At 68.8% G+C, this 24,286-nt stretch carries 22 protein-coding genes; 10 read left to right on the top strand and 12 right to left on the bottom strand.

Features of this window, described 5'->3' with window-relative positions; translation table 11 throughout:
* The first annotated feature begins 79 nt into the window (after window positions 1-79).
* Window positions 80-1,117 carry a permease gene (locus tag AB8K43_RS13265; RefSeq protein WP_370894686.1) on the top strand — a complete coding sequence of 346 codons (1,038 nt, stop codon included), beginning with the start codon at window positions 80-82 and terminating at the stop codon, window positions 1,115-1,117.
* Window positions 1,114-1,869, top strand: a complete 756-nt coding sequence (locus AB8K43_RS13260; protein ID WP_370894685.1) for a TIGR03943 family protein — start codon at window positions 1,114-1,116, stop codon at window positions 1,867-1,869. Before AB8K43_RS13265 ends, AB8K43_RS13260 begins: the two co-directional genes overlap by 4 nt.
* Here the strand turns inward: AB8K43_RS13260 and AB8K43_RS13255 are convergent.
* Entirely contained in the window at window positions 1,866-2,480 is a 615-nt protein-coding gene (locus tag AB8K43_RS13255) for an alpha-ketoglutarate-dependent dioxygenase AlkB (protein WP_370894684.1), read from the bottom strand. The two genes, AB8K43_RS13260 and AB8K43_RS13255, sit on opposite strands and share 4 nt — an antisense overlap.
* Before the next feature lie 104 nt (window positions 2,481-2,584).
* On the opposite strand from AB8K43_RS13255, the gene recO reads away from it, so the two are divergent.
* Window positions 2,585-3,352, top strand: a complete 768-nt coding sequence (gene recO / locus AB8K43_RS13250; protein ID WP_370894683.1) for a DNA repair protein RecO — start codon at window positions 2,585-2,587, stop codon at window positions 3,350-3,352.
* Between the two features lie 8 nt (window positions 3,353-3,360).
* Window positions 3,361-4,143 carry an isoprenyl transferase gene (locus tag AB8K43_RS13245; RefSeq protein WP_370894682.1) on the top strand — a complete coding sequence of 261 codons (783 nt, stop codon included), beginning with the start codon at window positions 3,361-3,363 and terminating at the stop codon, window positions 4,141-4,143.
* A gap of 10 nt (window positions 4,144-4,153) precedes the next feature.
* Here AB8K43_RS13245 and AB8K43_RS13240 read toward each other — a convergent pair whose 3' ends face one another.
* From AB8K43_RS13240 to AB8K43_RS13220, 5 genes are all read right to left on the bottom strand, one after another.
* Complete coding sequence (locus AB8K43_RS13240; RefSeq protein WP_370894681.1) at window positions 4,154-4,555, bottom strand: Fur family transcriptional regulator; 402 nt, start codon at window positions 4,553-4,555, stop codon at window positions 4,154-4,156.
* Between the two features lie 24 nt (window positions 4,556-4,579).
* Window positions 4,580-5,641 carry a metal ABC transporter permease gene (locus tag AB8K43_RS13235; protein ID WP_370894680.1) on the bottom strand — a complete coding sequence of 354 codons (1,062 nt, stop codon included), beginning with the start codon at window positions 5,639-5,641 and terminating at the stop codon, window positions 4,580-4,582.
* Window positions 5,641-6,363: a metal ABC transporter ATP-binding protein gene (locus tag AB8K43_RS13230; RefSeq protein ID WP_370894679.1), complete on the bottom strand. Its 723-nt coding sequence runs from the start codon at window positions 6,361-6,363 to the stop codon at window positions 5,641-5,643. Before AB8K43_RS13230 ends, AB8K43_RS13235 begins: the two co-directional genes overlap by 1 nt.
* Complete coding sequence (locus AB8K43_RS13225) at window positions 6,360-7,346, bottom strand: metal ABC transporter substrate-binding protein (protein ID WP_370894678.1); 987 nt, start codon at window positions 7,344-7,346, stop codon at window positions 6,360-6,362. Before AB8K43_RS13225 ends, AB8K43_RS13230 begins: the two co-directional genes overlap by 4 nt.
* A gap of 64 nt (window positions 7,347-7,410) precedes the next feature.
* The gene (locus AB8K43_RS13220) at window positions 7,411-7,728 is read right to left on the bottom strand and encodes a DUF6703 family protein (protein ID WP_370894677.1); all 318 of its coding nucleotides are present in this window, start codon (window positions 7,726-7,728) and stop codon (window positions 7,411-7,413) included.
* A 98-nt stretch (window positions 7,729-7,826) separates the two neighbouring features.
* On the opposite strand from AB8K43_RS13220, the gene AB8K43_RS13215 reads away from it, so the two are divergent.
* Entirely contained in the window at window positions 7,827-9,233 is a 1,407-nt protein-coding gene (locus tag AB8K43_RS13215; RefSeq protein WP_370894676.1) for a glycine--tRNA ligase, read from the top strand.
* Window positions 9,234-9,346: 113 nt separating this feature from the next.
* Here the strand turns inward: AB8K43_RS13215 and AB8K43_RS13210 are convergent, their stop codons facing one another.
* From AB8K43_RS13210 to AB8K43_RS13190, 5 genes are read right to left on the bottom strand one after another with little or no spacing between them, the layout of a single operon-like run.
* Window positions 9,347-10,159 (bottom strand): sulfurtransferase, encoded by an 813-nt coding sequence (locus AB8K43_RS13210; protein ID WP_370894675.1) that lies wholly within the window; start codon window positions 10,157-10,159, stop codon window positions 9,347-9,349.
* 9 nt (window positions 10,160-10,168) lie between these two features.
* Window positions 10,169-11,155: a cation diffusion facilitator family transporter gene (locus tag AB8K43_RS13205; protein WP_370894674.1), complete on the bottom strand. Its 987-nt coding sequence runs from the start codon at window positions 11,153-11,155 to the stop codon at window positions 10,169-10,171.
* A gap of 39 nt (window positions 11,156-11,194) precedes the next feature.
* On the bottom strand, window positions 11,195-11,992 hold the full coding sequence (locus AB8K43_RS13200; RefSeq protein ID WP_370894673.1) for an ABC transporter ATP-binding protein: 798 nt from the start codon (window positions 11,990-11,992) through the stop codon (window positions 11,195-11,197).
* Window positions 11,992-12,966: an ABC transporter substrate-binding protein gene (locus AB8K43_RS13195; RefSeq protein WP_370894672.1), complete on the bottom strand. Its 975-nt coding sequence runs from the start codon at window positions 12,964-12,966 to the stop codon at window positions 11,992-11,994. Before AB8K43_RS13195 ends, AB8K43_RS13200 begins: the two co-directional genes overlap by 1 nt.
* Before the next feature lie 37 nt (window positions 12,967-13,003).
* Window positions 13,004-14,083: a FecCD family ABC transporter permease gene (locus AB8K43_RS13190; RefSeq protein ID WP_370894671.1), complete on the bottom strand. Its 1,080-nt coding sequence runs from the start codon at window positions 14,081-14,083 to the stop codon at window positions 13,004-13,006.
* 33 nt (window positions 14,084-14,116) lie between these two features.
* Here AB8K43_RS13190 and AB8K43_RS13185 point away from each other — a divergent pair, with 33 nt between their 5' ends.
* From AB8K43_RS13185 to dusB, 5 genes are all read left to right on the top strand, one after another.
* Window positions 14,117-15,754 (top strand): ATP-binding cassette domain-containing protein, encoded by a 1,638-nt coding sequence (locus tag AB8K43_RS13185; protein WP_370894670.1) that lies wholly within the window; start codon window positions 14,117-14,119, stop codon window positions 15,752-15,754.
* Window positions 15,751-17,544 (top strand): amino acid ABC transporter ATP-binding/permease protein, encoded by a 1,794-nt coding sequence (locus tag AB8K43_RS13180; RefSeq protein WP_370894669.1) that lies wholly within the window; start codon window positions 15,751-15,753, stop codon window positions 17,542-17,544. The genes AB8K43_RS13185 and AB8K43_RS13180 overlap by 4 nt, the downstream gene beginning before the upstream one ends.
* A gap of 218 nt (window positions 17,545-17,762) precedes the next feature.
* Window positions 17,763-19,976 (top strand): YcaO-like family protein, encoded by a 2,214-nt coding sequence (locus tag AB8K43_RS13175; RefSeq protein WP_370894668.1) that lies wholly within the window; start codon window positions 17,763-17,765, stop codon window positions 19,974-19,976.
* The gene (locus AB8K43_RS13170; protein WP_370894667.1) at window positions 19,973-21,259 is read left to right on the top strand and encodes a YcaO-like family protein; all 1,287 of its coding nucleotides are present in this window, start codon (window positions 19,973-19,975) and stop codon (window positions 21,257-21,259) included. Before AB8K43_RS13175 ends, AB8K43_RS13170 begins: the two co-directional genes overlap by 4 nt.
* 49 nt (window positions 21,260-21,308) lie before the next feature.
* Window positions 21,309-22,535, top strand: a complete 1,227-nt coding sequence (gene dusB / locus AB8K43_RS13165; protein WP_370894666.1) for a tRNA dihydrouridine synthase DusB — start codon at window positions 21,309-21,311, stop codon at window positions 22,533-22,535.
* An 80-nt stretch (window positions 22,536-22,615) separates the two neighbouring features.
* On the opposite strand, the gene AB8K43_RS13160 is transcribed toward dusB, so the two are convergent.
* Window positions 22,616-24,277 (bottom strand): AbgT family transporter, encoded by a 1,662-nt coding sequence (locus AB8K43_RS13160; RefSeq protein WP_370894665.1) that lies wholly within the window; start codon window positions 24,275-24,277, stop codon window positions 22,616-22,618.
* Window positions 24,278-24,286: the final 9 nt, after the last annotated feature.

The raw sequence follows: 24,286 nt of genomic DNA, 5'->3' as shown, positions 1-24,286 counted from the left end.
AAGGGGGTCTCCCTTCGCCGCCGCACCTTATCCACACCGAAGCTTCGATCAGCGATTACGAATAGGTAACGTACGACCCATGCCAACCGAAGTGGACGCCGAGCAGACCCGTGCTTCTCGGCGTGCGGCCGCCGACCCGGCGCACCGGAAGGGTCCGCGTCGCGGCGGAGAATCGACCACCCCGATCTTCTTGCTCGCCGCTGGCATCGGGGCCCTCGCGCTCCTACGGCCCTCGATCACCTCGATCTTCGCTGGTCACGAGGCGGTCGCCGCCTGGTTCACGGTCTTTGTCTCCATCGGGCTTCAGGCCCTGCCCTTCTTGGTGCTCGGTGTCGTGCTCTCCGCGGTGATCGCCGTGCTGGTCCCCGCGGATGCGATCACCCGCTTCCTACCGAAGAGGCCCGTGGCCGCCGTCCCGGTCGCCGGGATGACGGGGATGGTGCTGCCGGGGTGCGAGTGTGCCTCGGTCCCGATCGCCGGATCCCTCATGTCCCGAGGCATGCGACCGGCGATCGCGCTCACCTTCCTGCTCGCGGCCCCGGCCATCAACCCGATCGTGCTGGTCTCGACGGCGGTCGCCTTCGTCGGCAACACCGAGATGGTCCTCGCCCGCTTCCTCGCCTCCTTCGCCACCGCGGTGATCATGGGGTGGATCTGGCTCAAACTCGGCCGCGATGAGCTCATCAAACTCCCGCGCCGGGCGCCGGTCGTTGGTGGGAGGCTGGCCGAATTCGTCGCGGCCGCCCGCCATGACTTCCTCCACGCCGGTGGCTTCCTGGTCCTCGGAAGCGCCGTCGCCGCGACGGTCAATGTCCTCGTGCCGGTCTCCTGGTTGGAAACGCTCGCTGGCAATGTGTTGGTCTCGGTCATCACCTTGGCGATCTTCGCCTTCGTCGTCGCCGTCTGCTCTGAGGCGGACGCCTTCATCGCGGCGAGCCTTGCGATCTTCGGCCCGACCGCTCAACTGGCGTTCATGGTGGTCGGCCCCGCGATCGACATCAAACTCTTTTCGATGCAAGCCGGGACCTTCGGGCGGCGCTTCGCGCTGATCTTCGGCCCGGTGACCTTCGTCGTCGCGATCACCGCTGCCCTCGCCGTCGGGAGTCTGGTCCTGTGAGCCGCACCATCCAAAGCGCCATCTTGTCGGTGATCGGAGCCGTCACCCTGACGGCCTGTTTCACCGGGGTCTTCACCAACTTCGTCAAGCCCAGCCTGCGGTGGTACCTCGTCGCCGCTGCCGTGGTGCTCCTTGCGATGGGGGCCTACGGGGTGCTCACCGCGCGCGCCCATGCGGATGAGGAGGAGGCCCAGGCCGAGCACGATCATGGGGACGCCTCGGGGCATGGGCACGATCACTCGCGCGGCCCGCTCGTCGGCTGGTTCCTCTTGATCCCCTTCCTTCTGCTCGGTTTCGTCGTCCCGCCGCCGCTGGGTTCGTTTGCCGCGCAGCGGGATTCGGGTCAGGTGCGCGGCGCCGACAAGTCGTTTGTCGAGACCCCTTCGGATCTGCCCGAAGGCAAGGTCACCGAGATGGCCCTCGATGAGTATTCGATGCGCGCGCTCTATGACGAGAGCGAGTCGTTAAAGGACCGCAGCATCCGCCTCATCGGGTTCGCGAGCCCGGACAGCCAGGCCGAAGGGGGATGGGCGCTTACCCGGATGAAGCTCTCCTGCTGCGCAGCCGATGCCTACTCGATTAAGATCAACCCGGTCGGCACCAAGCCCGTCCCGAACAACACCTGGGTCGCGATCACCGGGGTCTGGGAGAAGACTCCAGGCGACCCGAACGCCGCCGACTTCCAACTGCCCCGGATCAAGGTCTCCTCGATCGAGCAGATCCCACAGCCGGAGAACCCCTACGAGGGCTAACGAACCCCGTCCACTCGATACTGGATCGAGATGCGCGGGCCGGTCGCTCCGGTGGCCTTCGGGATGGCGTGATCCCAGGTGCGCTGGCAGGAGCCGCCCATCACCGCGAGGTCGCCATGTCCGACCGAGAACCGGCGGCTTGGACCGCCGTCGCGCGGGCGTAAAGCCAGGTCGCGGGCCGAGCCCACCGAGATGATCGCGATCATCGTGTCCTGGTCTCTGCTGCGACCGATCCGATCTCCATGCCAGGCCACCGAATCGGCGCCATCGCGGTACAGGCACATACCGAGGGTGACGAAGGGCTCGCCCAGTTCGGCGCGGTAGTGCGCGGAGAGGGCGCCGCGGGCCTCGGCGAGGACCGGGTGAGGAAGCGGCTCATGCCCGTCGTAGAAGCACGTGAGCCGGGGCACGTCGACGACCCGCTCGTACATCTGGCGTCGCTCCGCCCGCCAGGGGACGTCGGCGCGCAGCGCGTCATAGAGCTCATCGGCGCCGCTCAACCACCCAGGCGCGAGGTCGAGCCAGGCGCCAAGACCGAGCGTGACCCGCCGCGGACGAAGGGGGCCGAGCCCCACTTCTTCGCCGGTATCGAAGAGCGAACCTTGCAACATGGCCCTATCGTAATCGAACACCTGTCCTAACTGCGGGACGTCCGGTTGGATGTCAGTGGGCGAGGCGCGCGCGCGATCCGCGCCGATGAGGGGACAATGGGCCCATGCCTCTTTATCGCGACGCAGGGATCGTCCTGCGCACCCACCAGTTGGGGGAGGCAGATCGGATCATCACGATCCTGACGCGGGGCCGCGGGAAGATCCGCACCGTGGCGAAGGGAGTGCGCCGCACCAAGTCTCGTTTTGGCGCCCGTCTCGAGCCCGGGATGCACGTCGATGTGCAGTGCTACGAAGGGCGTTCGCTCGACACGGTGACGCAGGCCGAGTGCCTCGACCGCTGGGGTGAGGTGATCTCCCGCGACTATCAGCGCTGGACGGCCGCCGCCGCCATCCTCGAGACGGCCGATCGCCTCACCGAGGAGCACCAACTTGCGGTGCAGCACTACCGGCTGCTCGCCGGGGCTCTGCGCTCTCTCGCGGACGGAGTTCACGACGCCCCCCTCGTGCTCGACGCCTACCTCCTGCGGGCGCTCGCGGTGGCCGGCTGGGCGCCGAGCTTCCACGACTGCGCCCGCTGCGGCGCCGAGGGCCCTCATCGCGCCTTCCACGTCGCGAGTGGCGGCGCGGTCTGCCCAAGTTGTCGTCCGCCCGGCTCGTCCGCCCCGGCGCCTCAGACCATGACCCTGCTCGCCGCCCTGCTCGCTGGCGACTGGCCGGTCGCCGATGCCAGCGAGGAGCGTCACCGGCGCGAAGGAAGCGGCCTGACCGCGGCCTTCCTCCAGTGGCATCTCGAGCGGGGCGTCCGCTCCCTTCGCCTGGTCGATCGGGAGCCCACCCGGATCGCCACCCGCACGCTCGCCGGAGGACACTGACCCCTGTGATGTCTCGCTACGCGCCCCCCTTCGACCATCCGAGCGGTGCTCAGCCGCCGGCCGTCCCGGCCGACCTCGTCCCCCAACACATCGCGATCGTCATGGACGGCAACGGCCGATGGGCCAATCAGCGCGGACTGCCGCGCACGAAGGGGCATGAGGCGGGCGAGGCCGCGTTGCTCGATGTGGTCGCCGGGGCGCTGCAGATCGGGGTCGGGCACCTCTCGACCTATGCCTTCTCCACGGAAAACTGGCGCCGCTCACCCGAAGAGGTCCGCTTCCTCATGGGCTTTAACCGCGACGTGATCCGGCGGCGCCGCGACCAGCTCCACGCGTGGGGTGTAAAGATGCGCTGGGTCGGGCGGCGGCCGCGCCTTTGGAGTTCGGTCATCAAGGAACTCGAGATCGCCCAGGAGATGACCAAGCACAACGACGCGATGACCTTGTACTTCTGCGTCAACTACGGCGGAAGGGCGGAGATCGCCGATGCCGTGCGCAAGGTCGCCGAGGACGTGCGGGCCGGTCGGTTGAAGGGCTCGGGGATCGACGAGCGGACGATCGAGCGCTACCTCAGCGAACCGACGATGCCGGACGTCGACCTCTTCCTGCGCTCCAGTGGCGAGCAGCGCACCAGCAACTTCCTCCTCTGGCAGAGCGCGTACGCCGAGATGGTCTTCCAGGACACCCTCTGGCCGGACTACGACCGCCGTCACCTGTGGGAGGCCATCGAAACCTACGCTCAGCGCGAGCGCCGCTACGGCGGAGCGGTCGACGCTCCGGGTGGGGCGTGAGAGCGCGCGCCTAGGCGGACGCGGCGCAGTTCGCGCAGGTCCCGAAGATCTCGACCGTGTGTTCGACGTCGACGAAGCCGTGCTCGCGGCTCACCTGATCCGCCCAGCGCTCGACCGCTGGCCCCTCGACCTCGACGGCGGTGCCGCAGGAGCGGCAGACGAGATGGTGATGGTGACCGGTGGAGCAGCGCCGGTAGACCGACTCGCCATCGTCGGTCCGTAGCGTGTCGATCTCCCCGTCCAGCGACATGGTCTGCAGGGTCCGGTATACCGTCGCGAGCCCGATCTTCTCTCCGGCCTCGCGCAGGTCCGCGTGGATCTCCTGGGCGGAGCGGAACTCGCTCGCCTGATCCAGTTCCGCCGCGATCGCGGCACGCTGGCGGGTGGGCCGACGGGTCGTGGTCTCAGTCATTGCGGGCGAAACTCCTGGCTGGGCTTACCGGCGGGGGCCGGCGGGAATGGTGCGATTGTCGCGCACCTCGCGGGATTCGGACGGGTCGTCCTCGTGAGGGCCGTGCTCGTGGTCGGGGTGGTGCTCGTCGTAGTGGTCACCGTGCGGCGCATGCCGGTGGCCGTCGTGGAGATAGTCGACATGGTCCTCGTGGAGCACCTGCGGGTGCTCGCATTGTTCCCAGTGGACGTGTTCGTGGTGCTCGGCGCGCCGGTGACGCGCCCGCCGCAGGCTTGTCACGATCGCGCCGACGAGGGCAGCGATCAAGAAAATCCCGATCGCCAGAAGCACGATCGTCCCGCCGGAGGGGGTGTCGGCGTAGAAGCTCACGACGACGCCACCGACGCTGGAGATCAGGCCGACGAGGGCCGCCCAAGAGAGCGCCCCCCGGAACGAGCGCCCGAGGACCTGCCCGGTCGCGTTGGGCAGGATCATCAGCGCCGCGATCAGTAGGAGGCCGACGACGCGCATCGAGACGACCACGGTGACCGAGGTGAGGACCGCGAGCAGGATGTTGGTGGCGAGCACCGGCAAACCGGCCGCCCGCGCATACTCCTCGTCCTGCGCGACCGTGAAGAAGCGCCCCCGCATGAGCGTGGTGACGACGATGACGACCCCAGCGAGCACCGCGAAGACAATCAGGTCGGTCCGGCTCACCGTGTTAATCGCGCCGAAGAGGTAGGCGGTGAGGTTCGCGGGGGTGCCGCTTGGGGACTTCGCGATGATCACGACACCAGCCGCGATCCCGCCGTAGAACATCACCGCAAGCGCCAGGTCCCCGCCGGTGCGGCCAAGGGTGCGGATCACCTCGACGGCGATGGCCGCGAGGACCGCCGCGATGAGCGCGGTCAACACGGGGGACTGGCCGGTGAAGATGCCGACCCCGACGCCGGCGAGGGCGACGTGCCCCATGCCGTCGCCGATGAGCGACATTTGTCGCTGGACCAAGAAGACGCCGACGAGCGGTGCGGCGGCCCCGACAAGGAGCGCGGCGATGAGCGCGTTGCGCATGAACTCCAGCGCGAAGAGGTCGGTGAAGATCTCCATTAGCTCACCCCTTCGCTCGCCTGGGCTTCCAGAGCGCCCGCCGGGTCACCGTCGTAGATCACGCGACCGCCGCGAACGACGACGGCGCGCGAGATCAGGCCGGAGAGGGCCGCGAGTTCGTGGGTCACGATGAGCATCGTGGCTCCCCCTTCGGCAAGGCGCTTTAACACCTCGGCCAGCACCTGCTGGTTGCCGATATCGACTCCGGCAGTGGGCTCGTCGAGGATGAAGGCCTCGGGGCCGGCGGCGAGCGCCCGCGCGATCAGCACGCGGCGCTGCTGCCCGCCGGAGAGCGTGGTGACGTCCTGCGTGGCGTGATCGGCGAGGCCGACGACGGCGAGGGCATCGCGGACCCGCTCGCGATGGTCCGCGCTGAAGGCCCGCCACGGAGCCCACCACGGGGTCGAGGCGACGAGGCCGCTCGCGACGATCTCGCTGGCCGTAGCTCGGACCGCCGAGCCCAGGCTCTGCCGCTGCGGCACGTAGCCGATTCGGGTGCGCTCGTGGAAGCGGCGCAGGGGAGTGCCGAAGAGGGCGACCTCCCCGCCGAGTTGGTCCGAGAGTCCCAGTAACCCCTTGACCAGCGTGGACTTCCCCGACCCGTTGGGGCCGAGGACGGCGACGACCTCACCGGGTGCGATGGTGAGGTCGACCCCGCTCACGACGATGCGCTCGCCGTACCCGAAGGCCGCCGAGCGCATTATCACTACCGGTTCGCTCAAGAGCAGACCTGCCCCTTCTTCAAGGTCTCAAGGTTCGCGCGCATCACACCAAAGTAGTCCTGCGCAGCCGATTCATCGGTGATTCCCTCGATCGGGTCGAGCACCATCACCGTCGCATTCGCCTCCTTGGCGATCGTGTCGGCCACATCGCGGGGGACCAGCGTCTCGGCGTAGATCGTCGGGACCTTGTGCTCCTTGATGTGCGCGACGATGTCGGCCATCTGCTTGGCGCTCGGCTCGCTCTCCGGAGTGATGCCGGTGATGCCCTCCTGGTCGAAGCCGTAGGCCTTGGCGAGGTAGCCGAAGGCGGCGTGGCTCGTCACGAGGTCCTTGTGCTCGCAGGAGGCCAGGCCCGTCTTGAATTCGGTGTTGAGCGTGCCCAGGCGCTCGCGGAGGTCCTTAGCGTTGGCCTTGTAGTCGGCGGCGTTGTCGGGGTCGGCGGCGGAGAGGTCCGCGGCAATGGCGTCGGCGACATCGGCATAGCGGTTGGGGTCGAGCCAGAAGTGAGGGTCGTTGCCCTCGGCGTGCTCCTCGTCCGCGTGGTCCCCTTCGTCGGCGTGGTCGTGGTCCGCGTGGTCTCCGCCGTGGTCGTGCCCGTCGTCGGTCGCCTTGAGGTCCAGTCGGGCGGCGTCGTGGACGTCGTGGGCCTTGTCCCCGGCCTCCTTGACGGCATCGTCGACGGCGGGCTGGAAGCCGGAGAGGTAGATCACCGCGTCGGCCTTCGAGACCGAAAGGGTGTCCTGCGGGCTGAGCTCGAGATCGTGCGGCTCGGTACCGGGCTTGGTGAGGTTGGTGGCGTCGACGTGGTCGCCGCCAACCTGCTGAACCGCGTACTGGAGGGGGTAGAAGGAGGTCACCACGCTGAGCTTGTCGCCTCCGGTGTCACCACCGGACGCGCTGTCTGAGGAGGTATCGCCACAGGCGGCGAGCGCGAGCAGGGGCAAGGTGAGGGTGGTCGCGAAGGCGACGGAACGACGGCTCATGACAATCATTCTCGGATGGAGTGAGAATGATTGTCAAAACGGTCGCGAGCGGGCCGCCTGCTGACTAACGGCCGATGGCGCGGGTGACCGTGATGGCAGCGACGAAGACGAGCACGGCGATCCGCATGAGCCGCTCAGCGGTCGTCAGGCGCGGCCAGCTGACGGCGAGCATCCAGGTCAGGAAGAGGACCGCGACGGTCATCAGGATCCAGCCCCAACCAGGGATGAGGCCACCGCCGACGATCAGGGCGAAGATCACCAGGATCGGGACGAAGGAGGGGACCGAGTTGATCGCCCGGATCAGCGGCACACTCGCGCGCTGAAGCGCATTAAGGCCATCGGGATCGCGCGCGGAATCATGCTGAGGGTTCGTTGGTGCCACGCGCCAGAGCCTATGCGACGGCCCCCTTCGTCCCGCCCTCGGTCCGCCCCGCCCCGCGAATTTAAGGGCGACTCCCTTCGCCGGATAGCCTGGGCCGCATGGCCAAGCAAACCTCTCTCGTGGATACCGTCGTCAGCCTCTGTAAGCGCCGAGGCTTCGTCTACCCCTCGGGTGAGATTTACGGTGGGACCCGCTCTGCGTGGGACTACGGCCCCCTCGGCGTCGAGCTGAAGGAGAACATCAAGCGCCAGTGGTGGAAGGCGATGGTGACCGCCCGCGAGGACGTCGTCGGCCTTGACTCCTCGATCATCCTCCCGCGCGAAACCTGGGTGGCCTCCGGCCACGTCGGAACCTTCACCGACCCGCTCGTTGAGTGTCTGCAGTGCCACAAGCGGCGCCGGCTGGACCACCTTCAGGAGGCGGCCGCCGAGAAGCTCGCCAAGAAGGGCACGGAGGTCAACCCCGACGACATCCCGGCCGAAGACCTCGTCTGCCCGGACTGCGGCACCAAGGGCCGGTGGACGCCGCCGCGCGAGTTCAACATGATGCTGAAGACCTACCTCGGCGTTGTCGAGGACGAGACCGGCCTGCACTACCTGCGCCCGGAAACCGCGCAGGGCATCTTCATCAACTTCCTCAATGTCCTTGGGACCTCGCGGCGCAAGCCCCCCTTCGGCATCGCCCAGGTCGGCAAGTCCTTCCGCAACGAGATCACCCCGGGCAACTTCATCTTCCGAACCCGCGAGTTCGAGCAGATGGAGATGGAGTTCTTCGTGCCGCCGGGCGAGGACGAGAAGTGGTTCCAGTACTGGATCGAAGAGCGGATGCGCTGGTATGTGGGCCTCGGCATCAATCCCGAGAACCTGCGCCTTTACGAACACCCCACGGAAAAGCTCTCGCACTACTCCAAGGGCACGACGGACATTGAGTACCGCTTCCGCTTCACCGGCAGCGAATGGGGCGAGCTCGAGGGCATCGCGAACCGCACCGACTACGACCTCAGCCAGCACTCGAAGCACTCCGGCACCGACCTCGTCTTCTTCGACCAGACGACGGGCACGAAGTACACCCCCTATGTCATCGAGCCCGCGGCGGGGCTGTCGCGTTCGCTGATGACCTTCCTCGTCGATGCCTACGCCGAGGATGAGGCCCCGAATGCCAAGGGTGGGGTCGACAAGCGGACCGTGCTGCGTCTGGACCACCGCCTCGCGCCGGTCAAGGCCGCGGTGCTGCCCCTGTCGCGCAACGCTGACCTGTCGCCGAAGGCTCGCGACCTCGCCGCGCAGTTGCGCCAGCACTGGAATGTCGACTTCGACGACGCCCAGGCGATCGGGAAGCGCTACCGCCGCCAGGACGAGATCGGGACCCCCTTCTGCATCACCGTGGACTTCGACACCCTCGAGGACAACGCGGTCACGATCCGCGAGCGGGACACGATGGCGCAGGAGCGGATCTCAATCGACCAGGTCGAGTCCTACCTCGCGCCGAAGCTCATCGGGTCCTGACCTGACAGGCCCCCGCCCCGCACCCCCTTCCTCACCGACTTTGCTTAAGCACGTCCTTGTTGCCGACCCTCCAGGGTGAGCAACGAGGACGTGCTTAAGCAAAGTGAGGACGGTTAGGGGGCGGTAGGGCGGGTCGGGTCCGTGACCCAGTGGCTCCATGAGCCGATGTACGGGCGCGCCTTGATCCCGGCTTCGTGCAGGGCGAGGACGGTGTGGGCCGCGGTCACGCCGGACCCGCAGTAGGCCCCGACGAGCGTGTCGTCGGTGACGCCCCGATCGGCAAAATACGCGCGCAGTTCGGCTGGTGGCCGGAGCCGCTGCTGGTCGTCGAGCAGATCGGCCATCGGGGCGTTGACGGCTCCGGGGATGTGCCCAGCGACCGGATCAATCGGCTCGACATCGCCGCGGTAGCGCTCGGGTGCGCGGGCATCGAGCAAAACTCCGCGCCGGGCGACGTCAGTGACCTCGTCGGCCTCGATGACCGGCATCGACCCTGCTCGCACGGAGACGCCACCTTCGGGCGAAGGGGGAGCCGCTCCGCTCTCGACCGGCCGCCCCGAGGCCCGCCAGGCGGCCAAGCCTCCGTCGAGGACTCGCACGTCCGTCAGGCCCGCCCAGCGCAGCACCCACCAGGCGCGGGCAGCAGCGAGTGAGGAGGCCTGGTCATAGACGACGACCGTCGAATCATCATCGACGCCCGCCACCCGCAAGGCGGCCTCGAGGATCGCTGGGTCGGGAAGGGGGTGGCGTCCCCCTTCGCCCGGGGGACCGGCGAGGGCGGAGTCGAGGTCGAGGGGCTGCGCGCCCGGAAGATGCGCGCGCTCGTACAAGTCCCGCGACGGCGTCCCCATCAACTCGTACTGCACATCGAGCAGCACCACGTCGGGGTGTGCGGCGAGATTGTCGGGGGAGATGAGAGCGCTCATCCCCCCTTCCTACTCGGAGCCGAGCACGTCCGTCGAGCGTGGTTCGCCGACGAGTTCGGTATCGATCGGGATCTCGCTCTCGTAATCGCCGTAGGCGCGCGGGTCCTCCCGCGGTTCGAGGTGGGCCATGATGTGCAGGTCGGGGAACTCCTGCAAGAGGGCCTCCTCGACGTCCTCCACCAGATCGTGCCCGCGTTGGACCGACCATTCTCCGGGAACGAGCACGTGCATCTCGGCGAACCCTCGGTGGCCAGCCATCCGCGTGCGAAGCGCGTGGAAGTCGACCACCTCGGTGCGAAAGCCCCGGACGATCCCGGCGATCTTGGCGTTGTCGTCGTCGGACATCGTCCCGTCCATCAGGCCGCGGCTCGAGGCGTTGAGCAGTTGATAGCCGGCGAAGAGGATGTTGATCGCCACCGCGATCGCGACGATCGGGTCGAGCCGATCGATGCCGGTGACGGCGACGAGGAGCACGCCGACGACCACGCCGATCGAGGTCCACACGTCGGTCATGAGGTGCTTGCCGTCGGCGGTCAGGGTGATCGAGCGATAGCGCTTGCCCGCACGGAGCAGCAGGATCGCGACCGCGCCATTGATGACCGACGCAAGAACCGAGATCCCGAGGCCGATGCCGACGTTTTCCAGGGGCTGGGGGTTGATCAACCGGAGGACGGACTGCCACAAGATGACGAGGGCGGCGACGAAGATCATCGTGCCCTCGATCGCGGCCGAGAAGTACTCCGCCTTGGTATGCCCGAACTGGTGGCCGTCATCCGCCGGGGTGGCGGCGACCCGCAGCGCAATGAGGGCGGCGATCGCCGCGACGAGGTTCACCACCGACTCGGCGGCGTCCGAGAGGAGACCGACCGATCCGGTGACCAACCACGCGCCGGTCTTGAGCCCGATCGTCATCAGCGCAGCGGCAATGGCGAGCCACGCGTACTTCTGCAGGTTGCGGCGGGCCGCGTACTTTTCGGAGGCACTCACGAGGGGCATTGTCACCCCTTCACGAGGCGAAATCAGGTCAGCGGACCCTCACCGTCCAAGAATCAGGTGCCGGCGCTCGCCGAGGTCAACCTCGCGGGTGCGAACTCGGTAGACCTCCTCGACCCGCTCGGGGCGCAGCACGTCCGTCGGCGCTCCCTCGGCGAGGATTCGTCCCGCGCCCATCATCACGACGCGATCGCAGAAGGCGGCCGCGAGATTGAGGTCATGCAAGACCAGGACGACCGTGGCGCCGAGGTCGGTGAGGACATCGAGGACGTGCTGCTGATGGTGGACGTCCAGGTGATTGGTCGGCTCATCGAGGAGGATGGTCTCGGCGCCCTGCGCGAGGGCCCGCGCGAGGAGGACGCGCTGGCGTTCACCGCCGGACATCGAGCCCAGGCGACGATCGCCGAGGTGGGTGAGGTCCATGAGCGTGAGGATCGACTCGACCACCTCGGCATCGGAGCGGTCGGTGGGTTGCCAGTCCGCGCGATGGGCGCTGCGTCCAAGGCCCAGGACTTCCCGCGCCGTGAAGGGGGCGTCGCTCGCCTCGGCTTGCCCGACGTAGGCGATCCGGCGGGCGCGTTCGCGGCCGGGGAGGGTCGTTAAGTCCACGCCGTCGAGGCGGATCAGACCCGTGCTCGGCCGGGCGATCCCGGCGATGAGCCGCAGCAGGGTCGTCTTCCCGCTGCCGTTGGGGCCGACGATCGCGGTGACGCTGCCCGCTAGCAGCGCGAGATCGGTGATGTCGAGGGCGGTGTGCTGCCGATAGCGCAGCGACACCCCCTCGGCGCCCAGCCGCGGGAGGACCGCGGTCCCGGGGCTGGGCGCCGTGGAGATGCTCATCAGCCCTTGGACAGGTGGTCGACGAGGGCGGTCAGACCGCCGACGGCAGTGGGGGAGGGCTCGGCCGAACCGGCCGGGAGCATGATGATCCGCCCTTCCTTGACCGCGTCGAGTCGGTCGGCGCCCGGCTCGTTGAGGAACTTCTTCTTCAAGGTGGCGGCATCTTCGCCGTAGAGGCCGTAGGTCAAGATGATCGAGCGCGGATTGTGCTCCAGGAGGGATTCAGGGGTCACCTTGAGGTACGTCTTGGACTCGCTGGCGTACACATTCTTCAGTTTGGCCTGCTCCATCACCTCGTTCGGCATCCCGCCGCGCCCATAGGCCGAGAGCGGTTCACTGGAGCCGAAGTAGTACAGCCAGGCCACGCTGCCGCTCCCTTCTGGGGCCCGCTTGTGTTGTTCGGCAACGGTTTCGGTGATCGTGCGGGCAGACTCCTCGGCGGTCGGGGAGGTCCCGAAGATCCGGCCGAGACGAGTGATGTCGTCGGTCACGGTCGAGAAGGTGACCCCGGACCCGGTGTCACCGGCGTCATGGCCGCACTCGCCCTGGACGGTGAGCAGCGCGATCTCTTGGTCGCTCAGTTGGTCGGCCTTGGCGTTGAAGAGCCCGTACCCGTAGACGGCGTCCGCGTCGGTGTCGAGGATGGCCTCGGTGCCCGGGTCGCTGGGGTCAACGATCGTGGCGTCGGTCGGGGAGTGCGCGAGCCCCGTCGGGAGCTCGGCGCCGAATTCGCCCGACCGGTAGGCGATTCGGTCGGAGGCACCCGCCGCGTCGAGGGTGGCGACGGCGGCCGTCCCGACGGTGAAGATCTTGCGCGGCTGCTGCTCGATCCTGAGCTGCTCCCCGCAGTCGGTGACGGACATGGGGAAGGCGGCATCTGCTCCCTTCGTCTCTGGGGCGGTCGCGCTGGTCGTGCCGCAAGCGGTCAGCATCAGCGCCAGCGGCAGGGCGAGGGCGGTTCGGGAGGATCGCACGAGAGAGGTCTCCTTGTCGAAGTGGGGTGCGAGGTTCTTAGCGCTGCGAGCCGTCATGGCGGATCAGCAGCATGAGAAGGGGGGTGCCGAGCAGCGCGGTCAAGATGCCGAGCGGCAGCTCTCGGGGGCTAAACACGGTGCGGGCCAACGTGTCCGCCCAGACCAGGACGAGCGCGCCCAGCAGGGCACTGACGGGAATCAGGACACGGTGCGAAGCGCCGACCAGACGGCGCGCGAGGTGCGGGACCACCAAACCGACAAAACCGATCGATCCGGAGACGGCGACCGCGGCGGCCACACCGAGCGCGGTGAGCGCCGTGATCTGCGCACGGAGGCGGTCGGGGTCGGTCCCGAGGCTGCGGGCGACGTCATCGCCGAGCGCGATCGCGTCGAGCCGCCGGGCGCGCAGGGTCAGCATCGCCACCATGAGCGCGGCGAGGATCGCCAGCCAGGGGAGGATCTCCCACCGCGTCGCTCCGAGCGAGCCGAGCATCCAAAACATGACCGCGCGGATGGCATCGCGGTCCCCGGACGCCACGACGACGAGATTGGTCAAGGCGGCGAGGAAGAAGGACACGGTGATGCCGGCGAGGACGAGTCGGTTGCTCGCGGCGGGACCGCCGGTGCGCACCAGCGCGAGGACTAGCGCGATCGCTGCGAGGGCCCCGACAAAGGCGCCGCCCATCAGGGTGAGGCCACCGATCGCGGACCCCACTCCGAGGGTGATGACGCTCGCGGCCCCGAGCGAGGCGCCCGAGGAGACGCCGAGGAGGAAGGGGTCGGCCAAGGTGTTGCGCACGATCGCCTGGAGGGCCGCGCCGGCCGCGGCGAGAGTGGCGCCGACGAGCATCGCCCCGATGGCTCGAGGAGCACGCAACTCCCACACGATCGCGTCCTGGCGCGCACTGATCTCGGGGTCTATGGGTGCCAATCCGAGGTGAGCGGCGACGATCCGGACCACCGTGCTGGCGGGTAGGGAGCTCGCGCCGAGCCCGACGGCGACGAGGCCGCTGACCGCGACCGCGCTCGCGAGCAGCGCGATCGGGATCAGGTGTCGCCCGCGGCGGCGATGTCGGAGCGTGGGCTTGACGCGCTCGGCGGTGGCACTTAGGTTCACGGTCGTAATGATAACCATTCCCAAGTAGGTGAGATGACCCCCTTCCGAATGATCGGCCTCCTGGGCTCGCATCGCTTCGTCTTGCCCGCGCTCGTCACGCTCGGGCTGACCGTGACGTCGACCTATGTGGCTCAGGCCCTGCTGCTCTCCCGGATCTTTGGATCGGTGGTCAGCGATGGGGCGGTGCGGTGGTCGATCGTGGGTCCGGCGATGGCGGGACTTGCCGCCGCGCTGCTGATTCGCCCCGCACTCGTGTTGGCCCGAGAGCTGGCGAGCACCGCCTTGATGACCGCGGTGAAGACCGATCTACGATCCCGGCTCATCGGGGACGTCGTGGAAGAGCGCGCCGCCGATGTCCGCGGGCGGCTCGGCCGCGATCACGCGCTCGTCGTCGACGGCGTGGAAAACCTCGACCCTTATCTCGGGAAGTACCTGCCCCAGGTCGCGATGGTGGTGATCGCCTGTACGGGGATCGGGATCGCCATGGTGGTGATCGATCCGGTCGTCGGCGCGATCGCGCTCGCGGCGGTGCTTGTACTGCCTCTTGCCCCGCGCGCCTGGGATCGGATCCTGGCTCGGAAGGGAGCAGATCACTGGGAGGCATACGAGGGCTTGCATGCCGAGTTCCTCGACTCGATGACCGGGATGACGACCCTCGTGCTGCACGGCGCCGAAGCCCGTCGCCAGCGGGAGCTCCAGGAGCGCTCGGCCTCGTTGCTGAGCGCCACGATGGGCCAACTCAAGGTCTCTCTGATCGAGTCGGGCCTGTCAGCCTTCGCCCTGGTCGCAGTTCCCGCGCTCGTCCTCGCCGCTGCGTGGGGACGCCGAGAGCACCTGAGCGCGACAGCGGTCTTCGCCCTCATCCTGCTGTCGGTCGAACTTGTGCGGCCCCTGCGTGACCTCGCGACGCATTGGCATGCCGGGTACGCGGGCACCTACGCGGGCCGCGAGATCCTCGCCGTGCTTCAGCCGCACGAGCACGACCGCGAGGTGGACGGTCTCGACCAAGACCAAGATGGGCTCAGCCTGTCAGGGGCCACCTTCACCTATCCCGGCGCGGATCGTCCGGTGCTGCACTCCGTCACCGCGACGTGGGGTCGCGGATTGCACGTCATCTCCGGCGCCTCGGGTTCGGGCAAGTCGAGCATGGCCGCGATCCTCGCGGGGCTGGCCGAGCCGGAGCAGGGCGTGGTGCGCCTCGACGGGCGAGCGCTCGGGCGCGAGGCGCGCAGGGGTGAGGTCGCTCTCGTTGCGCAAGATCCGGTCCTCTTCGCTGGCACCGTCGGCGACAACATCGCCCTGGCTCGCCCCGCGACGGGGCAACCGCGCCCGATCGACGAGGTTGCGGCGGTGGTAGGGATCGGTAGCGATGACCCAGAACTCACCCTGGACACGGTCGTCGGCGAGCGCGGGGGTCTGCTCTCGGGCGGCCAACGTCAGCGGGTCGCGCTCGCGCGGGCCTTGCGCCTCGACCGTCGCGTCCTGATCCTCGACGAGGCCGACTCGGCGCTCGATCGGCGCAGCGAAGAGGCCATCCTCGCCCGCCTCGCGACCGACCAGTCCGATCGCATCGTGCTGATGGTGACCCATCGACCCCGTCCTACGGGCGACGCCGTCTCGACGACGGTGCTCGACGCGGGGCAGATCGCCCGGCCGGTGGTGACGCGATGAGCGCCCCCTCGGCAGGGTTCGTGTCCCTCCTGCGCCCCCTTCGCGACCTCGGAGAGCACGTGCGCACACACCGCCGCCTCTTCGTCCGTGTCGTGGTGGTTCAACTCCTCCTCGGAGTCGCCTCGCTGGCCGTGGCCCCACTGAGCGTGTACGCGGCAGCCGGGGTGGCCTCGGACGCCACCGGCACGACGGCGTGGATTGTCGTTCTCGGCGTGGTGGTCCTTGCCGTCGGCATCCTCGGGTGGACCGACTCCTGGCTCGCGCATGTCCTCGCCTACCGGGTGATCGACGGGATCCGGTGCCACGCCCACGAGGCGATCGCGCGTCTGGCCCCCTTCGGACTGCGCCGCCGGCGAGCGGGCGACACCGCGGCCGCGACCATGGCCGACGCGGAGGCCCTGGAGTGGTTCTATGCCCACACCATCACCCAATGGATCTCGGCCGCCGCGCTCGTCGTCGGCACGAGCGTCGCCGCACTGGTCTGGCTCGGACCGGTCGGTCTCGTGGTGCCGCTCGCGCAGATCGCTGTCATGGCGATCCCGCGCCTGACCTTGCAGCGCGCTCGGCGCGACGGGCGTCAACTGCGCGCCGCGATCGGGTCGCTGTCGACGACGACGGTCGAGATCCGTGATTCCGCCCGCGACGTGATCCTGCTGGGTCTGCTCGATCAGGCGCGAGCCCGGGTGAGCGCAGGGACGAAGGGGGTGCAGAGAGCTCGGCGAGCAATCGCGATCCGGGTCGGCTGTGAGCAAGCGGCGACGGAGATCGTCTTCGCGATGACGAGCCTGACGATCCTGGCGCTCGTCGCTGCGGAGGTGGCGCGTGGAGCGCTCGCACCAAGCGACCTCCCGGTCGTGGTGTCGGCCGTCGCGGCCGCAGTCATCCCCGCGGGCACCCTGGCCGGCGGCGCCGGTCGGCTGGGGGAGATGTCCGCCGCCGCGGGGCGGGTCGTCGAGGTGATCGAGGCACCCGCGTCCTCGACCTGGGTGCCTCCGCACACCCTCTCGCCGACCTGCCCCGACCGTCCCGGCGTGATCGAGGCCACCGATGTGGCCGCGCGATACATCGGGCGCGACCTCCCGGTCCTCACGGCGCTCAACCTGAGGGTTGATCGCGGTGAGCACGTCGCGATCGTGGGGGCGAGTGGTGCCGGGAAGACCACCTTGGCCCAGGTCCTCGCCCGGCTGCTCGAGCCGACATCAGGGAGCCTGCGTCTGAACGGGCAAGCGACGCTCCACGTGCCACCGCAGCAGAGCCGGACCGAGGTCCTTCTCGTCGAGCAGCACGCTCACCTCTTCACCTCGTCGGTGCGCGAAAATCTCCTGCTCGGCCTCGACCGGCCCGACGACACGCTCTGGGCCGCCCTCGAACAGGTGGGTCTCGCCGATCACGTCGCAACCCTCGGTGGTCTCGACGCCGACGTGAGCGAACGCGGAGCGTCGCTATCGGGCGGGCAGCGTCAGCGCCTAGCCCTAGCCCGCGCCCTGATCCGCCGACCGGACATCCTGATCCTCGATGAGCCCACGGCCCACCTCGATGCGGTCAGCGAGCAACTCGTCCTCGCCGCCTTGCGAGAAAACCGAGCGGGCCTCACCACCCTGGTGATCAGCCACCGGCCGAGCACCATCTCCTGGTGCGGCCGCTCCATCCTGCTCGATCGGGGACGGGTCGTCGCCGATGGAAGCCACGAGCACCTCCTTCGCGAGCAGCGCGCCTACCGCGAGGTGCTCACCGAACCGCCTGCCACACCGCAGGAATCATCCAACCCGAAAGGAGGTGAAGTCCGATGAACGAGATCACCATCGACATGGTTGAGATCGACGCCGAGCGCGCCGACGAGGCCGTCCTGGCCCCGAACTCCAACCATCACGGTCACGTCGCCACCAGCTTCTCCTGGAGCTGATCACGCGACGCAACGGTGGGCCCTCGGCTGATCGAAGCAGCCGAGGGCCCACCCCTTGATTGTCCCACTCACGAGCGATGACCGCCCCCTTCCCGAGAGGACTCCATGACTGCCCTGGCCCCCGATCACCTCACCGGCCTCCTCCCCGGTCGCGCAGCGCGGGTGGAGGTGCGAGCCGTTGATGCCCTCACGAGCGTGGTGACCACCCCGCGACGCAAGACCTTCCGGGTGCCGGTCCCGGCGCGCGAGCTGATCCTGCTCCTTGATGAATGGTCCCGCGAGGTCACGGCCGAGCACAGTGCGCGTCCGGACCTGCACCGAGCAGCCGAAGGGGTGCGGCACAGGCTCATCGAGGAAGAGGTGTGGGCGCCAGCTCCACGCGAGGAGATGACCGAGGCGCTCGGGGTAGCCACCTTCGAGGGGGTCAGTGCCGTGGTGACCGGCGACGAAGACACAGCCGCCATCGTCGCCGAGGTGTTGGCGGCGGGTGGGGCGCGCGTGCGCACTCTGGCCTTCGACCAGCGCGCGGTCGTCAACGATGCCTACGCCCGCGGTGATCTCCTGGTTGTCGCCGTCCACGGACCTCGCGACGATGACCTCGTCGATCTCGACCGGACCGCACACGACATGCGCGTGCGCTGGTTGCCGATCGAGCTCGGCACGGGCGATGTCTGGGCCGGCCCGCTGGTGACTCCCGGGACCGGAGCGTCCTATGAGGAGCTCGTCGCGCGGCGCGCCGCGGCCGCCCCAGATCGCCGGATTCACCGCGCCCTGCGACGCCCGTCGTTGACGGGAGACGCCGGGCCCCCACTGGACTCCCTTTCCCCGGCCACCGCCCTCGCCCTTCAGCGAGCCCTGCGCGACGGACACGATCGGGTCGTCGAAGTGAGCGGCGCGACGGGCGAGATCGTTGCGCACCCGGTGCTTCCGATGCCGGGGTCGCCGACCACACATCGTCCCCACCAACCCGACGACCTCGTCGATCCCGCAACCGGCCTGGTCCTGCGAACGCGCACGATCGCCCACGACGCCAGCGTCCCTGCCAGCCTGCACACCCGGCAGTGCGATGTGGCCGACATCCGCGCCGTCAGCCGCTGGGCAAACAACATCCTCTGCCAGGGGTCGGCCTTCGACGACCCGGAGGGCGCCGCTCTCGGGGCGCTCGGGGAGTCGGTCGAGCGCTATTGCGGGAACATCTTGGACACGCTCCCGGTGCGTCGAGGGTCGTGGCATGAGTTCAATCGAGCCGGGACACGGGCGCTCGACCCGGATCGCCTCGTCTTGTACTCATCCGATCAGTACGCAGCCAAGGGTTTCCCCTTCTCGCCGCTTCGTCGCGACACGGTGGTGGACTGGGTCCCGGGCACCAGCCTCACCACCGGCGAGGACCTTCTCGTCCCGGCGTCGTTGGTCTACGTCAACTGGTATGCCGCTGGGTACTCGGGTGTGCCGATCACGAACTTCTGCGCCTTCGCGGGGATCGCCGCGGGACCAGACCGCGACTTCGCGGTGATGAGCGCGCTCGAGGAGGTGGTCGAGCGGCACGCGACGATGCTCTGGTGGCTGGCCGGGCACCCGATGCCCGGCGTCCAGGCGAGCGACGCGCTCAATCGCCTCTGGGCCGGGACCGATCCAGCCCATCAACGCGCCTCGCTGATCCACCTCGACAACGAGATGGGCATCCCCGTCATGGCGGGCGTCGTCCACGACGACACCGACCGCCTGGTCAACATCGGCTTCTCGGCGCGCCACGATCCGCAGGTCGCCGCGGCCAAGGCCTGGACCGAGGCCTTGACCCTGCAGGAGGGATCGCGGGATTTGCTGCGGATGGATGGCCACCACTGGGGCGTGATGGCGCGCGGTGAACTGAATGGCCGGGCCTTCAAGCCGTGGCGGGCCGACCGGGCCTATCTCGATGATTTCCGGCCGGATATGCACGACTGCGACGACCTCATGGTCCAACAGCAGGTCTATCTCGACCCGCGCGCAGGGGAGCGGATGCGCCATCTGCTTCAGCCTCCGACCACGCGCACGATGGACTCGCTGCCCCGGTTGCCGGAGCGCTCACGCGCGGCGTATCAGCAGGCCATTGAGGCCGCCGGGTATGAGGTGATCGTCGTCGACATCACGACGCCAGACGTGGCGAGCACCGGACTGTCCGTGGTCCGCGCGATCGTCCCGGGGACCATCGGGAACGCCCCCGCGGCCTTCCCCTTCCTCGGTCGGGATGCCGTCAGCGATCTCGCGCTGCGCCTCGGATGGCGGGATGCACCGCTGGCCGAAGCCGACATCAACCTCTTCCCCCTTCCTCACGCGTGAGGGCTACGGACGAAGGGGGAGCGCCGGGGCTTTTCGACCACCCGCTGCGGGTCACTCGGCAGCAGCACCGCGGCCTGCCGACCGGGTTGAGTTACGAGCAGATCGAACTCCCGCCCGTCGCAGGCGTCGACTCGGTGGCGACCGCGGTGCAGCTCCCCGTGCCACCCGCGGCACCGGATCCCGACGTCACACTGGCGGCCGCGGCGCGCGTGTGGTGCGGGGAGGACCGGGGACAACTGGTGATGCGGCGCGCCAGTGTCGCGGAGCTGGAGCGTGATGGTGAGCTCGTGCTCGCGCCCGACGCAATCAATGGCGTCGCTCCCGCAGTCCTCGCTGCGAAGGGGTGTCCGCTGCGCACGGTCGGACGAGACGAACCCGTGCGGTGGGTCCGCGCCGTCCTCCAGGACCAGCACGGCTGGGTGCCCTATCTCCAGGCCGTGACGCGCGGGCTGGAGATTCACCCCGACGAACCGCTCACGCACCCGGTGAACTTCGCTGGCCTCGTGGCCGCGCGTGGGCGAAGCGATGCCGTGAACGCGGGTCTCGCGGACGCGATCGGTCAGGACGCCCTCGTGCTCTGGTGGCATGGCAGGGCGGCAGTGGGGCGACTGCGCTGCCCAGCGGATCTGGGCGGCACGCCCGGGCTCGCCGTCCGCTGTCTCCTGTTGTCGTCACCGACGAAGGTGCCGGTCGTGCTCGCCGCCGTCACCGATGAGGTGGAGGGGATCACCACCATTGCCGTCGCGGCCGTCGACCAGCGCGGTCCAACCGAGGGCGAGCCCGCGATCCGAGCGGCGGTGGCCCGGGCGAGTTGGCAACTGGTCCTCTCGCGCGCCCTGGACGCTGGCGGCGTCGCCTTCGCCGCCGGGCGACCGCCAGGCACCCTGGACCACCGCTGCGACCGCCACTACCTGGAGGCGGCGGGACCGAACCTGCGCCGCGCGCTCGACCCCTTAGCCGCGCTCCAGCTCGGACTCGATCCTCGCGTCCAGGACCGACTGGTGCGGCTGATCGAGGCGGCCGACGCCCTGCCCGAGATCGAGCAGATCACCGCGCCGACGGCGACGATGGAGGAGCAGGCGCGGGCCGCCGGTCATGCGCTCTGGGTGGTCGACCTGACGACGCCAGACGTCCGCGCTGGCGGGTGGCACTGCGTGCGGGTGATCGTGCCCGATCTGCTGCGGGTACCCGTGCCGGCCTTCCCACCGGACCTCTCCGCTCGTCTTGGTCAGGGTGTCGGGGGCTCTGCGAACGCCAACGCCCTGCCGCTGCCGGGGTGGTGAGTGCGCGCGACTAGGGCTCTGGCCGCTCGCGGTGCGACACTGGTCGGCGATGACCAGCGCAACCGGCACCACCACGAAGCGCCCGTCCGGGGGGCCCGTGCTCGCCCCCCTTCGGATCGGGCGCCATGTCATCGACTCTCCGGTCGTGCTCGCGCCGATGGCGGGGATCACCAATCAGGCCTTCCGGCGCCTCTGCCGCCAGTACGGCCAGGAGGGGCTTGCCGCCGGGGGAGCGAGCGGGGCCACCTCGCTCTATGTCAACGAGATGGTGACCTCCCGGGCCGTCGTTGAACGCAGTCCCGAGACGATGCGACTGCTCGAGCACGACGAGGACGAGAACCCGCGCAGCGTGCAGCTCTACAGCGTCGATCCGGTCACGACGGCCGCGGCGGTGCGGATGCTCGTCAGCGAAGACCGCGCCGATCACATCGACCTCAACTTCGGCTGTCCCGTCCCGAAGGTGACGCGGAAGGGAGGTGGCGCCGCCCTACCGTGGAAGCGCGACCTCTTCCGCTCCATCGTTGGATCCGCGGTCCGCGAGGCCGCGCGCGCCGACGTGCCCGTCACGGTGAAGATGCGCAAGGGCATCGATGACACGCACCTCACCTACCTCGAGGCCGCGCACGCCGCAGTCGACGAAGGGGTGGCCGCGCTCGCCCTTCATGGCCGCACCGCCGCCCAGGCCTACTCGGGGCAGGCGGACTGGTCGGCGATCCGCACCCTGAAGCGCGAGATCACGAGCGTCCCGGTGCTCGGCAATGGCGATATCTGGTCGGCCGAAGACGCGCTGGAGATGGTCGCCCAGACCGGCTGCGATGGTGTCGTCGTCGGACGCGGATGCCTCGGTCGGCCGTGGCTCTTCACCGACCTCGCGGCCGCCTTCGCGGGCTCCGATGCGCGGGTGCGCCCCGACCTCGGTGAGGTCGCGGCGACGCTCCGCCGCCACACCGAGTACTTGGCAGACTTCTACGGTGATGAGTTCCGGGCGTGCCGGGATATCCGTAAGCACATCGCCTGGTACTTAAAGGGTTTCCCGGCCGGATCGAGCGTGCGCAACCGCCTGGCGCTCGTTGACTCCCTCGCCGCGCTCGACGAGCTGATCGACACCCTGGACCCCAGCATCCCGTGGCCGAGCGAGGCCGCCGAGGGTCCGCGCGGACGGGCGGGCAGCCCCCGCGTTGTCGCCCTGCCGGAAAACTGGCTCCGCAGCCAAGACCTCGACGATGCCCAGCGGGCCCAGGTCGCCCAGGCCGAACTCTCCGTCTCCGGCGGCTGATCGGCCGCCCGGTTCGAGGTATTCCGGCGACCTATAGACCCACGGAATACCTCGAACCCCGCGATGGAGTGCCCCGACGACTATCGGACCGGGTTCCCCGGGCCGAGCGGGATCCCGAGGGCGTACCAGAGCATGAAGAACGCGAACCACGCCACGACCATCACGAGCGAGAGCGGCAGCGTGAGCGAGATCAGCGTCCCCACCCCGGCGTCGCGCCGGTAGCGCTGGAGATACCCGAGGATGAGCGCGAAGTAGGGGCTGACCGGCGAGATGATGTTGGACGCCGAGTCGCCGATCCTAAAGACCATCTGCGTGGTCTCCGGCGCAATCCCGACGAGCATCAGCGCGGGGATGATGACCGGCGCCATCAGGGCCCATTGCGCCGAACCGCTCGTGATCAGCAGGTTCAGCAGGAAGGTCATCACGACCACGAGCGCCAGCATGGCGAGCGGGTGGAGCCCGGACCGGTCAAGCAGATCGGCGCCGTTGACCGCGAGGACCGTGCCGATATTCGACCAGTCGAAATAGGCGATGAACTGGCTGGCCGCGAAGAAGAGGACGAGCACCGGCGCCATATCGAGCATCCCCTTCGTCATGAAGGTGGGGATGTCGTTGACCGACGTGATCGTCCCGGCGATGAGGCCGTAGGTGACACCGGCGATCACGAAGGCCAGCATGATGATGATCCCGATGTTGAGCAGGACCGGTGAGCTCACGATGCCGCCGTCTTCGCCGCGAAGGGGGGAACCGGGCCACACCAGGACCGCCATGAAGAGGGCGAAGAAGGCGAGGCTCGCGATGAGCGACCACCACACCCCGCGCCGTTCCTCGGGCTTGAGTTGCATCGACTCGAGGTCCTCGAAGTCATCCTCGGCGTCGTCGCTCGCCGCGTTGGCCTTGGCCTGGGCCGCGGCATCCGCGGAGGCGTTCTTCTCGGCCTGGGCTTCATCGACCGGCGTGGCCTCCAGGACCGTCATCCTCTTCTTCAGGAGGGTCTCGGCGGTGATGGTGATGACGAGGGCGAGCAGGATTGCTGAGGCGATCGAGAAGAAGTAGTTCGCGATCGGGCTGACGGTGTATCCCTCTTCGATCAGCCCGGCGGCGGAGGTCGAGAGTCCCGCGAGCAGGGCGTCGGTCGGGGTCACGAGCAGGCTCGCGTTGAAGCCACCCGCGACGCCGGCGAAGGCGACGATCACCCCGACGATCGGGTTGCGCCCGACGGCCTTGAAGGCGAGCGCGGCGAGCGGCGGAAGGATCACGTACATCGCGTCGGCGGCGACCGATCCGACGATGCCGCCGAGAGCGATGACGAAGGTCAGCAGGCTCGGTCGGACCTTGGTCACCGCGCCGCGAAGGGCTGCCGACAGCAGCCCGGAGTGCTCGGCGACGGCCACGCCGAGCAGCACGGTGATGACGAGGCCGAGCGGGGGGAAGCCCATGAAGTTCGGGATCGCTTCGGTGATCATCTCGAGCAGCCCGTCACCGCTCAGCAGATTGCGCACGGCGACTTCTTCGCCGTCGCCGGGGTTGATCACTGAGACGTCGGCGCGGGCGAGCAGCCAGGATACGACGAGGGTGATGGCGGCGAGGAGGAGGAAGAGCCAGAAGGGATTGGGGAGTTTGTTGCCGACTCGTTCGATCCAGCCCAGGGCCTTCATCACGACGCCCTCACGGGGCGGTCCCTGGCGGCCCCCTTCGGCGGTGTCCTGGTCGTCAGTCGTGCGGTCCGTGCGATCGCCCATCTCGATGCC

Source organism: Janibacter sp. GXQ6167, assembly GCF_041365945.1.
Taxonomy (GTDB): Bacteria; Actinomycetota; Actinomycetes; order Actinomycetales; family Dermatophilaceae; genus JBGFSK01.
The sequence above is the reverse complement of the archived record's forward strand: the minus strand, read 5'-3'. Positions and strand labels throughout refer to the sequence as shown.